The sequence below is a fragment of the Enterobacter sp. 237C8 genome (assembly GCF_034106865.1).
GTDB classification, from domain to species: Bacteria; Pseudomonadota; Gammaproteobacteria; order Enterobacterales; family Enterobacteriaceae; genus Enterobacter; species Enterobacter asburiae_B.
The window spans coordinates 1,547,011-1,560,484 of the sequence record NZ_JAWNDF010000001.1 but is presented as its reverse complement, the minus strand read 5'-3'; the positions used below and the strand labels follow the sequence as shown (position 1 = coordinate 1,560,484).

Here is a 13,474-nt window from a genome sequence, read left to right as displayed (position 1 = left end):
CGTGAGCCAGGCTGTAATGACATTTGCACCAGAAGGAGATCCCGATGAATCAACCTGTTTCGCAAAATCGCCGCTGGGTACTGGCCTCCCGTCCTCAGGGTGCGCCGGTCGCGGAAAATTTTCGTCTCGAAACGCAGCCGGTTCCCGCCCCGGCTGAAGGGCAGCTTTTGCTGCGTACCGTCTGGCTGTCGCTGGACCCGTACATGCGGGGGCGCATGAGCGATGCGCCATCCTATTCACCACCGGTTGAGCTGGGCGCGGTGATGGTGGGGGGAACGGTCAGCCGCGTTGAGCAGTCAAATCATCCCGACTTCAAAGCCGGGGAGTGGGTGCTGGGCTACAGCGGCTGGCAGGAATATGAACTCTCGGACGGCAGCGGCCTGGTGAAGCTGGGCGAAAATCCGTCACATCCTTCCTGGGCGCTGGGTATTCTGGGTATGCCGGGCTTTACCGCCTATATGGGATTGCTGGATATCGGGCAGCCAAAAGCGGGCGAAACGCTGGTGGTCGCCGCGGCGACAGGCCCGGTTGGCGCGACCGTCGGGCAGATCGGTAAAATCAAAGGTTGCCGGGTGGTCGGCGTCGCCGGCGGGGCTGAAAAATGCCGCCATGCCGTTGAGGTCCTCGGGTTTGACCTGTGTCTGGATCATCACGCGGCCGACTTTGCCGAACAGCTGAAACGTGCCTGTCCGCAAGGAATTGACGTCTATTATGAAAACGTCGGCGGGAAAGTATTTGACGCCGTGCTGCCGTTACTGAATACCTCCGCGCGCGTGCCGGTGTGCGGCCTGGTGAGCGGCTACAATGCGACGGGCCTGCCCGAGGGGCCGGATCGCATGCCGCTCCTGATGGCGACCATCCTGAAGAAACGCATTCGTATGCAGGGCTTTATCATCGGCCAGGATTACGGTCACCGCATTAAAGAGTTCCAGGAAGCAATGGGACGCTGGGTGCAGGAGGGCAAAATCCACTATCGTGAACAGATAACGGACGGGCTGGAGAACGCGCCCGAGGCGCTGATTGGCCTGCTCGAAGGGCTTAACTTCGGCAAAGTCGTGATTCGCGTCGCGGGTGACAATAAATAAACAGCATTATGGCGGGGTTTCCCGCCATATTTATTTGTGAAGATACGATATATTGTCTTTAATTAATGGACATGGCATTTCGCGCCCGCATCCCGGATGGGCCCGGAACCAATAAAAAAAACAAACTTTACTTTTTTGATGTTTTTACGTACTTCCCACCACCAGGCATGACGATACAGGATATATCGGACCAGCGTCGTTTTATTAAAACTGGCGTTTAAAAATAGCATTAAGTTTTAGCTACAGGAATTGAACATGCTTGATTTGGACCACTTAGAAAAAGCCCAAAGGGTCAGTCTTACCATGCAAGTTGAACACAGTTTGAAAGGAGCGTTAATTACAGGCTCACTCAAACCTGGGGCACGACTGATTACGAAAGAGATTGCCGATAAATTAGGAACCAGTATTACCCCTGTTCGCGAGGCGCTGTTGCGCCTGGTGTCATCAGGGGCGCTACACGCCACGCCGGCGCAGGCATTTCTGGTTCCGGAGGTCACGCTGGAGCGCTATAACGAGATTAACGCTATCCGCAAGCAGCTTGAGCCGATGGCGGTCGCCGCGGCCTGTCAGAATATGTCTGATAGCAAACTGGAGGCGTTGCGCAAATTGTCGGATGCCTTTCATGAGGCCATGCGCAACGGGAACGTCCAGCAGGCATTGCATGCGAATCGCGTCTTCCGGTTTACGCTTTATCAGTATGCGGAAATGCCTACGCTTAATGCATTAATTGAGCAGCTCTGGGTGCGCATCGGGCCCTGTATGAACTATCTACATCAGGAGCTTAACGACATCAAAGCCTCGACATATCACTATGACGAACTGCTTTCCGCCCTGGAGCGAAGAGATGTTGTTGCCTGCCAGAAGGCGATTGATAAGGTGATTGATGAAGCGAATTTGCTTTTACAGCGACAATATTTTAACTAAGAGATTATTTAGCAGAGCGACTATATTTCGCCCCTAATTATTTATCTGGTGAATAACTCCTGATGGTTTATTGCCATCAGGAGCGTTATTTCATTAATTAAATAAACTTTTCTTATCGCTTACTCGAAGCGATAAGAGACCGACAGCCCGACCCCGTAGTTACGGCCTGGTGCAGGCTCGTAATAACGACCGTTTGACTCGTTGACAATAACCGAGCCCGCGTACTCTTTATCGAACAGGTTGTCGACGCGGCCAAAGACGTCCATGCCCCAGCTGCCGTAGTTGAATTTATACCCGGTGTTCAGCCCGACCACCGTATACGACGGCGCTTTCGCCGTATTCTCGTCGTCGGCCATGATATCGCTCATGTAGCGCACGTCTGAACCCGCGTACCAGCCTTCCTCCGGCTGCCAGCCAAACGAGACGTAACCCATGTTGCGGGCAATGCCCGGCATCCGGTTACCGTTACAGTCTGCGTCGCTGCAGACGTTAGTCCGGTAGGTGGCATCCAGGTAAGTCCACGCCATCTTCAGCTTCCAGTTCTCGGCAAACTGCTGGTCGAGGGAGACTTCCACCCCCTGACGACGGGTTTTACCGGCATTTTTATAGCTGGTACGCCCGCCAGAGCTGGCATCCACCACGATCTCATCATCCGTATCGGTGCGGAACAGCGCCGCGGTCAGCAGGCCATTGCCGATGCGGGTTTTGCTGCCCACTTCATACGTGTTGTTGGTGGACGGCTGCAGGCCGATGTTCAGGCCGCCCTGGTTATCGGCGCGATAGGAGAGCTCGTTGATGGTTGGCGTTTCGAATCCACGCCCTGCGGCAGCGTAGAGGTTCCATGCGTCCGTCACCGCATACTTCACGGAACCGGCCGGGAGCCACTTGTGATAGCTCGCGTCACCGCTGTCATCGCCGTTGCCCGGCGTAATGTAATGGTCGTTGGAATCAAACCAGACCGAGCTGTAGCGCACTCCTGCATCTACCGACAGTTTCTGCGTCAGCTGCCAGCTGGTTTGCAGGTAAGGGTCAACGTTCCACATCAGGTTACGTTCGTTTCGACGCTTATCACCCTTCACGCCGTAATCCGGCACGCCGTTGTTCATCACGAAGTTCTCGTATCCGCGACGATCTTCGCTCAGGTTTTCGTAGTTCAGGCCGGTGGTAAATGTTACCGGCACCAGCAGCTCGCCGCGGTGCGTCCAGCGGGTATCCACGCCCTGATAGTGTCGCTGCATATCGATCACACCGCCGGAATGGGAGGCTTTCAGCTGCGGCTGATACGGAATCGACTGGTACTGCGTCATTTCACGCTCGCCGGCGTACATCATCACGCTGAGATCGTCCTGGGTGCTGAGCTGACGATCGTAGCGCAGGCCGGCCTGGGTCTGCTTGATGGTCTTGCGGGTGTTGTACTGATCGCCGCGCGGAGACTGACGCGAATTGTTCTGCCACTCCTGATAGCTTAGCCCGCCCGGATCGTTGGCCTTCATGTCCACGCTGTTGAAAATCAGCGTCAGCTTGCTGACGTCGTCAATACGCACGCCCAGTTTGGCGTTAGCGAGGTTTTTGCGCGCGCCGCTGTGGTCGCGGTAGCCTTTGGTGGTGAAGCGGGTGGTGGAAACGGTGTAATCCACATCGCCCACGTGGGTGCCGTCACCCATCGCGCCGGTGGCTTTCATGCCGTAGCGCCAGGTACCGTAGCTGCCGTAATAGCTGCTGGCTTCAATGGTCGGCGGCTGCTGCCCGGTCTGGGTGTTGATGTTAATCACGCCGCCGGAGGCGTTGCCGTACAGGGCAGAGAAGGGGCCGCGCAGCACTTCAACGCTCTCCACGCTGGAGAGATCGATGTTAGAGGTCTGGCCCTGTCCGTCCGGCATGGTGGCAGGGATACCGTCGACATACATACGGATACCGCGCACGCCAAACGTTGAGCGGGCACCAAACCCACGCATTGAAAGCTGGAGATCCTGGGCATAGTTCTGGCGGTTCTGAATTTGCAGTCCCGGGACGCTGCCAAGAGATTCAGACAGGTTGATGCGCGGCGCGGCGTGGCGCATGTCATCGCCATTGACGACGCTGACCGCGGCCGGGGTATCCAGTTCCGATACGGTTTGCGGCGTGGCGCTGACGATCATGGTCTGTTCCTCCGCGCTCATTGCGGTTAGCGGCGCGAAAATAACGGGAACCAGCAGCAGCGGGAGAGAAGCCTTACGGGCAGAAATGATTTTCATGAATAAAACCGGTTGTGGTGTATAAACGAACCAAATGGAACATGTCCATACATGTTAAAGGTTTTGTAAATGTTTTGAAAACTATAACCGCACATTGCGTTAATGAAAGGCGAGACGCGAAAGAAAAACTCCACATTCAGTTCATTAATGATTACTATTCTCATTATCAAAAGGCAATGCCATGACGTTGCCTGCCGGAAGTGATGTCAGCCCAACCCCCTCTTTTCAAAAAAGGAATTGTTATGTCTTTACGTCATCTGTGCTCGCCGCGTCTGAGCCTGTCACTGCTGTCTGCCACTTTACTGCTTGCCGGGACGTTCCAGGTGCATGCCGCCGAAGAGGTGCTGCGTAAAGCGGTGGGCAAAGGGGCGTATGAAATGGCGGTCAGCCAGCAGGAGAATGCGCTGTGGGTGGCGACCTCGCAAAGCCGCAAAACCGATAAGGGCGGAGTTATCTATCGCCTTGACCCGGTCACGCTGGACGTGACGCAGGCGATTCATAGCGATCTCAAACCCTTTGGCGCCACGCTCGACGGCGCGACGCAAACCCTGTGGTTTGGCAACACCATCAACGGCGCGGTGACGGCCATCGATGCGAAAACGGGCGACGTGAAAGGGCGTCTGGTGCTCGATAATCGCCAGCGCAGTGAAACCGTGAAACCGCTGCAGCCGCGCCAGCTGGTGGCGGATGACGCGAGTAACACGATTTACATCACCGGCGTCGGCAAAGAGAGCGTGATTTGGGTGGTGGATGGCGCCACGCTGAAGCTGAAAGAGACCATTGCCAATACCGGTACGTACAGCACCGGTCTGGCGCTGGATGCGCAGGCAAAACGTCTGTACACCACGAATGCGGACGGCGAGCTGGTAACCATTGATACGGCCACCAATAAAATCCTGAGCCGCAAAAAGGTGCAGGATGACGGTAAAGAGCACTTCTACCTGAACCTCAGCCTCGATACCGCCGGCCAGCGCGCGTTCCTGACCGATTCAAAACAGCCGGAAGTGCTGGTGGTGAACCTGAAAGACGGCAGCGTGATCGAGAAAATCGCCGCGCCGGAGTCACTGGCGGTCCTGTTTAACCCGGCCCGCAATGAAGCCTATGTGACGCACCGTGAAGCCGGTAAGGTGAGCGTGATTGACGCGAAAACGTATAAGGTCACAAAAACCTTCGACACGCCGATCTACCCGAACAGCCTGGCGCTCTCTGCGGATGGCAAAACCCTGTACGTGACGGTGAAACAAAAATCGACTCGCCAGCAGGAAGCCACCCAGCCTGACGACGTCATTCGTATCGCGCTGTAAATAAAAAAGGGAAGGCATTTGCCTTCCCTTTTTGATGCTTACGGACGCTTAACGCGAGGTTTCTTCCACCAGCGGTGCGTCGTGTTTTTCATCGTCGTGATGAACCGGCGCGGTGCTGTGAATTTCGTGAACGCGCTTACGCACGCCGAACCAGCCGGCAATCAGCAGTACCGCCAGCAGCGGAATGGTCGCAATGGTGTAAGTACCGTTCGGGTAGTCAAACGCCATCAGCACCAGCACGCTGAACAGGAACAGCAGGGTGAGCCAGGAGGTCACCGGTGCGCCCGGCATCTTGAAGCTCACATCAGCCGCTTTGCCTTCTTTGATCGCTTTGCGCAGACGCATCTGGCAGACCACAATGAAGGCCCAGGAGGCGATAATCCCCAGTGCAGCCACGTTCAGAACGATCTCAAATACGCGGGACGGCACCAGATAGTTCAGGAACACGCCAAAAACGTAAACCACCAGCGTTGCCAGAATCCCCGCATAGGGAACCTGCTGCTTGCTCATCTTTGACATGAACTTCGGCGCAGAACCGCCCATCGACATGGAGCGCAGGATACGACCGGTAGAGTAAAGACCGGAGTTCAGGCTGGAGAGCGCCGCCGTCAGGACCACGATGTTCATGATGCTGCCAACGTAAGGCACGCCGAGCTTAGAGAAGAAGGTCACAAACGGACTCTGACCTGCCTGATAGGCAGTCCACGGGAGCAGCAGAACCAGCAGCACCACGGAACCGACGTAGAACAGACCGATACGCCAGATCACGCTGTTAATGGCTTTTGGCACCATGGTCTGCGGATCTTTACATTCACCTGCTGCGGTACCCACCAGTTCGATGGAAGCGAAGGCGAACACCACGCCCTGAACCAGGACCAGCGCAGGCAGCAGACCGTGCGGGAAGAATCCGCCGTTATCGGTTATCAGGTGGAAGCCGGTGGCATTGCCGTCCAGCGGCTTGCCGCTGCCGAGGAAGACGGTACCCACGACCAGGAACACCACGATGGCCAGCACTTTTACCAGCGCAAACCAGAACTCCATCTCCGCGAACCACTTCACGCCGATCATGTTCATGGTGCCGACAATCGCCAGTGCGCCAAGCGCAAAGACCCACTGCGGCACATCGCCAAACGCGCCCCAGTAGTGCATATACAGCGCAACGGCGGTGATATCGACAATACCGGTCATCGCCCAGTTGACGAAGTACATCCAGCCCGCAACGTAGGCCGCTTTTTCACCGAGGAATTCACGGGCGTAAGAGACGAAGCTTCCGCTGGAAGGGCGATGCAGTACCAGTTCGCCCAGCGCACGAAGAATGAAGAAAGAGAAGATCCCGCACACCAGATAGACCAGGGCGAGAGCCGGGCCAGCCATTTGCAGACGCGCACCCGCACCTAAAAACAGACCCGTTCCGATAGCGCCGCCGATGGCGATCATTTGAACCTGACGGTTGCCCATCGCTTTGTGGTAGCCCTCTTCGTGGGAGTTCAACCAGCGACGTTTAGCAGCATGATGATCGGCTGCGCTTTTATTGCTTGTTTTCATTGAGTTACCTGTTTGCCTGTCTGAACCATTATCGTGATAGTCCTGCCTGGCAGAGCGCAATACAAACGATTGCTTCTGCGCAAACACATGTCGCCTTCCCAGTCATTCTGCGTATGGATAAGGCGAAACATGGCGAGGCATCCTACCTGCAATTCATAAGCGACGCAAAATATAACCGTGCCGAAAGTGATGCACGTCGAAGGAAATCGTGTGGTCAGAGCAGACGGCGATCACAACACGCTGAATCGTGATGAGTTTTTAGACAAAACATTTGGCGGGTTGATTATTTAATCATCAGAATTTCTTAATTATTACCAGGTGGTCAAGATTTTGACTGCTGGAGAGCATCTAACAGTAACCTGAAAGCGGTAGTGTGCTGGCGACGGCTCGGATAATAAAGGTGATACCCCTCGAAAGTAGGGCACCACGATTCAAGGACCCTGACGAGCCGTCCGTGATTAAGCGCCCCCAGAACCGACGCCTCCGGCACGTAGGCTAATCCGAGGCCATTCTCAGCGGCGTCGATGCGCTGCGACAGGCTGCTCAGCGTAAGCTGCCCATCAACCCGAACGCGAAGCTCGCGCCCGTCGCGTTCAAATTCCCAGTGATACAGTCCGCCGCGCGTGGGCAGGCGCATGTTGATGCAGCGGTGTTCAGCAAGCTGCTCCGGCGTCTGCGGCACGCCAAAGCGAGCCAGATAATCCCTGGAACCGACCACGGCCATGCGCATATCCGGCGCTATCCGTACCGCAATCATATCTTTTGCCACCTGTTCACCCAGGCGTACTCCCGCGTCGAAACGGCCATCCACGATATCCGTCAGGCCGTTATCTACCGTCACTTCGACGTTAATCTCAGGATACTGCACCATAAACGCCTTCAGTACCGGCCAGAGCACGGCGTCCATCGCATGCTCGCCGGCGACGATGCGAACAGAACCTGCGGGTTTGTTGTGTGCGCTGCGAAGCGTCGTGAGCTCCTGCTCAATCTCCATCAAATGCGGGCTTAAGCGCGTAAAGAGCTGCTCACCCGCCTGGGTGGGAACAACGCTGCGGGTTGTGCGGGTTAAAAGGCGAACGTCGAGCCGCGCTTCAAGCTTGCGCATGGCATGACTCAGCGCCGATTGCGAGACGCCCAGCTGCGCCGCCGCGCGCGTAAAGCTGCGCTCGCGGGCGACCACCATAAAAGAGAGCAGGTCGTTGAAATTATCTTTTAGCATCGCGATTGCCTCTATTTATGAATTTCAATCATATTTCCTATCTGATTATGCACACTAATGCTCCGGATTGCTTTGCGCTACTGTTAACGCAACAGTAAACGAGGAGCATAAGATGAAAATTATCCGCAGCGGATCATTACCTTCAGCAAAAGGACCGGAAGCCTGGTTCACCGGCACCGTCCGCATTGACGCACCATTTCAGGCGAGCGAACCTGCCAGCGTCGGCGGGGCAACCGTGACCTTTGAGCCGGGCGCGCGCACCGCGTGGCATACGCATCCCCTTGGGCAAACGCTGATTGTGACGCAGGGTCGCGGCTGGTTACAGGAGTGGGGCAAAGCGGCGGAAATATTGAATCAGGGCGATATCGCCTGGATCCCACCCGGCGTAAAGCACTGGCACGGCGCAAGCGCGCAAACGGCGATGACGCATATTGCCATCGCCGAATCCGTTAACGGCAGCCCGGTTGCATGGCTGGAAAAAGTCACCGACGAGCAGTATCCGAACGGCTAACCGCCAAAAACGGCAATCGCCTGCTGCAGGCGCGTGGTGCGCTGCGTCAGGTGATTCGCCGCGTGAGTGACGTTATCCACCATCCCCGTATTGTTGTGGGTCATTGCGCCGATACGGGAGATAGAGGCGTTGATGAGCGTCAGCGCCTGGGTTTGCTCCTGCGTGGCGTGGCCGATCTCCTTAATCAGGGAGGAGACCCGCAGCACGTTGTCGATCATAACCGTCAGCTGCGTTTCGGTTTGTTCTACCTTCTCCACGCCAGCGTTGACGCTGGCGACGTTTTTCTCAATCAGCGCTTTGATCTCTTTCGCCGCCGTCGCGGAGTGCTGCGCAAGATTGCGCACCTCGGCCGCCACCACGGCAAAACCGCGCCCGGCTTCACCTGCACGCGCCGCTTCCACGGCCGCATTCAGCGCAAGAATATTGGTCTGGAAGGCGATACGATCGATAACGCTGATAATATCGACGATCTGGCTGTTATCCTGCGACACGGATTGCATCATACCGATGGTCTCTTTCATCATCGCTTCACCGCGGTGGGCGCTGTCGCGGGTGCGATCCGCCATCTCCGTGGCTTCTTTAGCCGTTTCTGCAGTCTGCTCCACCGCGCTGGCGATCTCTTCCACCGCCGACGCGGTTTGCTGCAGAAAGTCTGCGGTCTCTTCTGAACGCGTCTGCAGCGCTGCACCTTCTTTCGCGACCTGCTGGCTGATGGTGCCAATCCCGCTGATTTGCGCCCCGACGTCGTCAACCAGCGAATTGAGGTTCAAGCCTGATTGATTTACCAGACGCATCATCAGCCCGATGTCGTCGATCCTGTCAAAATGGTAATAGTCCGTTTTACGTCCTGAAACCACGCGCTGCATCTGTTGCACAATAGATTTTACCGGACGGGCGATCTGCGCATGAAGATAATAGGTCAGGGCAATAAACAGCAGCGCCAGACTTCCCGACTGCACAAGTTTATCAGGGAATAAATACACCGCCAGGCAGGAGAGTAACGCCGTCGTCGCAATACCCAGATGGATGCGTTTACTGGTGCTAAGACATTTAAAGAGCGACATAAACGAAAATAAACCGCGCCGAACCAGTAACCCTTTATAAAAGCGGTAATGTTTTAATTCGTTATTACGCACTTTTGCATACAGTTTTTCACTGGCCGCAATCTCTTCCCGTGCGGGTATATTTCGCACGGAAATATAGCCCGTCAGGGATCCACCCTGCCAGACCGGCGTCACGTTAGCCCGCACCCAGTAGTGGTCGCCATTATGACGACGGTTCTTCACCAGCCCCGTCCAGGTCTCACCCTGCTGCAGGGTATACCACATGTCGCCAAACGCTTCGGCAGGCATGTCGGGATGGCGGATGAGGTTATGCGGCTCACCCAGAAGATGTTCTTCTTTATATCCGCTGGCTTCAATAAAAGCGGAATTAGCATAGGTAATATGGCTTTTGGTATCGGTGGTCGACATTAACGTCGAACCATCGTTAAGTAAATACTCGTTTTGTGTAACGGGACTGTTACGCCTCATGAGTAACTCCATGATGATGTGCAAGAATAAAAAATGCCCGGAAAATGCTCCGGCAAGAGTAATGTGATTATTTTTATATAACGGCCTGCTGCATATTCTCTCTGAAATTCTGACTGCCTGAAATACCCGTTGTTCATTATTTTTAATTTGCTAATGTTCTCGAATGTAATAAAAATGAAAATATTTCTAGGGGCGTGTTCTGGCGTCGCTGCAAATAAACGACATAACCCAAACTGAAAGAGGGAGATCGTCTCTCAGGAAAAATTGTCATGTTGAAATAGCGTTTCGTTAACAGGATGAAAACGCTATCATTTGGTCAGTTTTCGATAACACAGTGAGGCTGAGGTGAAAATTAACGTCATCGGGACCAGCGGGAGCGGAAAAAGCACGCTGGCGAAGCAGATTGCGACCGAACTGGCTATTCCCTATATCGAGATGGACAGACTCTACTGGCGACCTGACTGGCAGGGAACGCCGGACGATGTGTTTCAGGAAAAGCTGGAGCAGGCGCTACAGGCTTCGCCAGACTGGGTGCTTGACGGCAACTATAACCGCACGCGGCCGGTGAAATGGCGTAATGTCGACGTTGTGGTGTGGGTGGATTATGGCTTTGCCCGCACCCTCTGGCAGGCGGTCACCAGGGCAGTCAAACGCGCCTGGCATAAGCGCGAGCTCTGGCCCGGCACCGGGAACAAAGAGAGTTTCCGGCGCGCGTTCTTCAGCAGAGAGTCCATTCTCATCTGGACGATGAAAACCTGGCGTAACAACCGCGCGCGTTATGAAGCCGATCTGCAAAACCCGCAGTATGGACATATTCGCTTCGTCCGCATTACCCGGCGCGGGCAGGGGAAAACGCTGATTGCCGACTTAAAGTCTTATTCTTAGCATGGTTTTATATATCTGATTTCCGGCAAACTAAATGTAAATTAATTGTTTCTCAGTGGTGAAATGCGCCTTTAATAATGTCGACATGTTAAGTCAAACGAGAACGCAACATGTCATGGCGAATCAGCATTCTGGATAAAAGCCCCATCGCTGAAAACGAAACGGCTGCCGATGCACTGGCGCGTACGCTGGCGCTGGCGCAGCAGGCAGAAAATCTGGGCTATCACCGCTTCTGGATTGCCGAACACCACAACACTCCCCACCTTGCCAGCCCCTCGCCGGAGCTGCTGATTGCCTGGATCCTCGGGCAAACCACGCGCATCCGCGTCGGATCCGGCGGCGTGATGCTTCAGCACTACAGCCCTTATAAAGTCGCCGAGAATTTCAACGTGCTGGCCGCGCTGGCGCCCGGCCGCGTGGATCTCGGCGTCGGAAAAGCCCCCGGCGGGCTGCCGCTCTCAACCCGCGCGCTGCAGCAGGGGCTGAATCAACAGGAAAAGGGCAGCTTCGCCGAACAGCTGGCCCAGCTCGATCGCTGGATCCGTCCTGAGCATCAGTCTCATGAAGAGGCCGTTCGCGCCACGCCGCTGCCGCCGCTGCCTGCCGAGGGTTTCCTGCTGGGCGCGAGTATCGATAGCGCGCTGCTGGCCGCCGGGCTCGGCTGGCACTTTGTCTTTGCCGCGCATCTGAACGGTGACCCTGAGCTGCTGCGCGAGGTGGTTTCGACCTGGCGTAAGCACAGCGCACGGGACGTGATTGTGGCGGTACAGGCGATTGTTGCGCCGACGCAGGCCGAAGCGGAAGCCCTGGCGCAGAAGGTCGAAGTGTGGGGCGTTGAGCTGGCAAACGGCCAGCGTGTCACCGTGGCCAGCGAAGAGCAGGCCTACGCCTTTGCGCGCCAGGCGGGCAGCGAGCCGGTGCGCATTGCACGTCGGGCGCAGTCGCTGCTGGCGGGTACGGCTGAGTCGGTGCTCGAACAGCTTAACGCCCTGCATGAAAAGTGGGGCATTGACGAATTTATCATCGACACGCCGGTCGCGGAGGGGGCAACGCGCGTCGCGTCGCTGCGCCTGCTTGCCGAGGCGCGTCTTAACAAGGAGGTCACCGTATGAGCTTTGGCGAACAGCTGATTGCCTGGCGTCGCGAGCTGCACCAGAACCCGGAGCTCTCCGGCCAGGAAGTGGAAACCACAACGCGCCTGCGCCAGTGGCTGACGAATGCTGGGATCACCCCGCAGCCTTACGACCTGTCGACCGGGCTGGTGGCGGAAATCGGCTCGGGCAACAAACTGATTGCGCTGCGCGCGGATATCGACGCCCTGCCGATTGAAGAGCGCAGCGGCGTGCCGTTTAGCTCCCAGCGTGCAGGCGTAATGCATGCCTGCGGACACGATATCCACACCAGCGTGATCCTCGGCGCCGCGTTAAAGCTGAAAGAGCGGGAAGCCTCGCTTAACGGCCGGGTGCGGATCCTGTTTCAGCCTGCCGAAGAGAACTTTGGCGGTGCGAAGAGCATGGTGCGGGCCGGTGCCCTGCGTGACGTCAGCGCCATCTTCGGCATGCATAACGAGCCCGGCCTGCCGGTCGGTGAGTTCGCTACCCGCGGCGGGCCGTTTTATGCCAACGTCGATCGCTTCGTGATCCGCATTACCGGTAAGGGCGCGCACGCCGCACGTCCGCACGAAGGTAATGACGCCATCGTGCTGGCGAGCCAGCTGGTGACGGCGCTGCAAAGCGTCGCCAGCCGCAACGTCAATACGCTGGATTCGGTGGTGCTGAGCGTGACGCGCATTGCAGGCGGTAACACCTGGAACGTGCTGCCGGAAAGCGTCGAGCTGGAAGGCACGCTGCGCACCCATCGCACGGAAGTACAGCAGAACGTGAAAGCCCGCGTGGGCGAAATCGCCGCCGGGTTTGCCAGCGCCTTCAGCGCGCAGATTGACATTACCTGGTATGCCGGGCCCACCGCGCTGGTGAACGACGAGCGCTGGGCCGATTTCGCCACCTCGGTCGCCAGAGAAGCAGGCTACGAAACCCGGCACGCCGAGCTGCATATGGGCGGGGAAGATTTCGCGGTCTATCTGCAGCAGATCCCGGGGGCGTTTGTCAGCATCGGCAGCAACAGCCCGTACGGTTTACACCATCCGGCATTCAATCCGGATGAGGCATTAATTGAGCCCGCTGCCCGCTATTTTGCACAGCTTGCGGAAAAAGCCCTGCAACACGTTTAATTCTG

The 13,474-nt window shown here is 56.4% G+C and carries 11 protein-coding genes; 7 read left to right on the top strand and 4 right to left on the bottom strand.

The window, feature by feature from the left end:
* Positions 1–44 precede the first annotated feature (44 nt).
* Positions 45–1,085, top strand: a complete 1,041-nt coding sequence (locus USF70_RS07595) for an NADP-dependent oxidoreductase (RefSeq protein ID WP_087822660.1) — start codon at positions 45–47, stop codon at positions 1,083–1,085.
* Between the two features lie 255 nt (positions 1,086–1,340).
* Complete coding sequence (locus tag USF70_RS07590) at positions 1,341–2,009, top strand: GntR family transcriptional regulator (RefSeq protein WP_023311981.1); 669 nt, start codon at positions 1,341–1,343, stop codon at positions 2,007–2,009.
* A gap of 119 nt (positions 2,010–2,128) precedes the next feature.
* On the opposite strand, the gene pqqU is transcribed toward USF70_RS07590, so the two are convergent.
* Positions 2,129–4,243, bottom strand: coding sequence for a TonB-dependent receptor PqqU (gene pqqU, locus USF70_RS07585; RefSeq protein ID WP_320735501.1), 2,115 nt, complete (start codon positions 4,241–4,243; stop codon positions 2,129–2,131).
* Positions 4,244–4,485: 242 nt separating this feature from the next.
* Here pqqU and USF70_RS07580 point away from each other — a divergent pair, with 242 nt between their 5' ends.
* Complete coding sequence (locus USF70_RS07580; RefSeq protein WP_224978961.1) at positions 4,486–5,547, top strand: YncE family protein; 1,062 nt, start codon at positions 4,486–4,488, stop codon at positions 5,545–5,547.
* 48 nt (positions 5,548–5,595) lie between these two features.
* Here USF70_RS07580 and ansP read toward each other — a convergent pair whose 3' ends face one another.
* Positions 5,596–7,092 carry an L-asparagine permease gene (gene ansP, locus USF70_RS07575; protein WP_023311978.1) on the bottom strand — a complete coding sequence of 499 codons (1,497 nt, stop codon included), beginning with the start codon at positions 7,090–7,092 and terminating at the stop codon, positions 5,596–5,598.
* Between the two features lie 322 nt (positions 7,093–7,414).
* On the bottom strand, positions 7,415–8,311 hold the full coding sequence (locus USF70_RS07570; RefSeq protein WP_320735500.1) for a LysR family transcriptional regulator: 897 nt from the start codon (positions 8,309–8,311) through the stop codon (positions 7,415–7,417).
* Positions 8,312–8,423: 112 nt separating this feature from the next.
* On the opposite strand from USF70_RS07570, the gene USF70_RS07565 reads away from it, so the two are divergent.
* Positions 8,424–8,822 carry a cupin domain-containing protein gene (locus tag USF70_RS07565; RefSeq protein WP_023311976.1) on the top strand — a complete coding sequence of 133 codons (399 nt, stop codon included), beginning with the start codon at positions 8,424–8,426 and terminating at the stop codon, positions 8,820–8,822.
* On the opposite strand, the gene USF70_RS07560 is transcribed toward USF70_RS07565, so the two are convergent.
* A complete protein-coding gene (locus USF70_RS07560; protein ID WP_039262861.1) occupies positions 8,819–10,354 on the bottom strand; it encodes a methyl-accepting chemotaxis protein in 1,536 nt (511 codons plus the stop codon). The two genes, USF70_RS07565 and USF70_RS07560, sit on opposite strands and share 4 nt — an antisense overlap.
* Positions 10,355–10,699: 345 nt before the next feature.
* Here USF70_RS07560 and USF70_RS07555 point away from each other — a divergent pair, with 345 nt between their 5' ends.
* The 3 genes from USF70_RS07555 (at position 10,700) to USF70_RS07545 (ending at position 13,469) form a co-directional block, all read left to right on the top strand.
* Positions 10,700–11,239, top strand: coding sequence for an AAA family ATPase (locus tag USF70_RS07555; protein ID WP_320735499.1), 540 nt, complete (start codon positions 10,700–10,702; stop codon positions 11,237–11,239).
* Between the two features lie 110 nt (positions 11,240–11,349).
* A complete protein-coding gene (locus USF70_RS07550; RefSeq protein ID WP_214538452.1) occupies positions 11,350–12,351 on the top strand; it encodes an LLM class flavin-dependent oxidoreductase in 1,002 nt (333 codons plus the stop codon).
* Complete coding sequence (locus USF70_RS07545) at positions 12,348–13,469, top strand: M20 peptidase aminoacylase family protein (protein WP_039262859.1); 1,122 nt, start codon at positions 12,348–12,350, stop codon at positions 13,467–13,469. Before USF70_RS07550 ends, USF70_RS07545 begins: the two co-directional genes overlap by 4 nt.
* The last annotated feature ends 5 nt before the right edge of the window (positions 13,470–13,474 follow it).

Coding starts and splice junctions, on each gene's coding strand:
- USF70_RS07595 (WP_087822660.1), top strand. CDS start 45: ATGAATCAACCTGTTTCGCAAAATCGCCGCTGGGTACTGGCCTCCCGT.
- USF70_RS07590 (WP_023311981.1), top strand. CDS start 1,341: ATGCTTGATTTGGACCACTTAGAAAAAGCCCAAAGGGTCAGTCTTACC.
- pqqU (WP_320735501.1), bottom strand. CDS start 4,243: ATGAAAATCATTTCTGCCCGTAAGGCTTCTCTCCCGCTGCTGCTGGTT.
- USF70_RS07580 (WP_224978961.1), top strand. CDS start 4,486: ATGTCTTTACGTCATCTGTGCTCGCCGCGTCTGAGCCTGTCACTGCTG.
- ansP (WP_023311978.1), bottom strand. CDS start 7,092: ATGAAAACAAGCAATAAAAGCGCAGCCGATCATCATGCTGCTAAACGT.
- USF70_RS07570 (WP_320735500.1), bottom strand. CDS start 8,311: ATGCTAAAAGATAATTTCAACGACCTGCTCTCTTTTATGGTGGTCGCC.
- USF70_RS07565 (WP_023311976.1), top strand. CDS start 8,424: ATGAAAATTATCCGCAGCGGATCATTACCTTCAGCAAAAGGACCGGAA.
- USF70_RS07560 (WP_039262861.1), bottom strand. CDS start 10,354: ATGAGGCGTAACAGTCCCGTTACACAAAACGAGTATTTACTTAACGAT.
- USF70_RS07550 (WP_214538452.1), top strand. CDS start 11,350: ATGTCATGGCGAATCAGCATTCTGGATAAAAGCCCCATCGCTGAAAAC.
- USF70_RS07545 (WP_039262859.1), top strand. CDS start 12,348: ATGAGCTTTGGCGAACAGCTGATTGCCTGGCGTCGCGAGCTGCACCAG.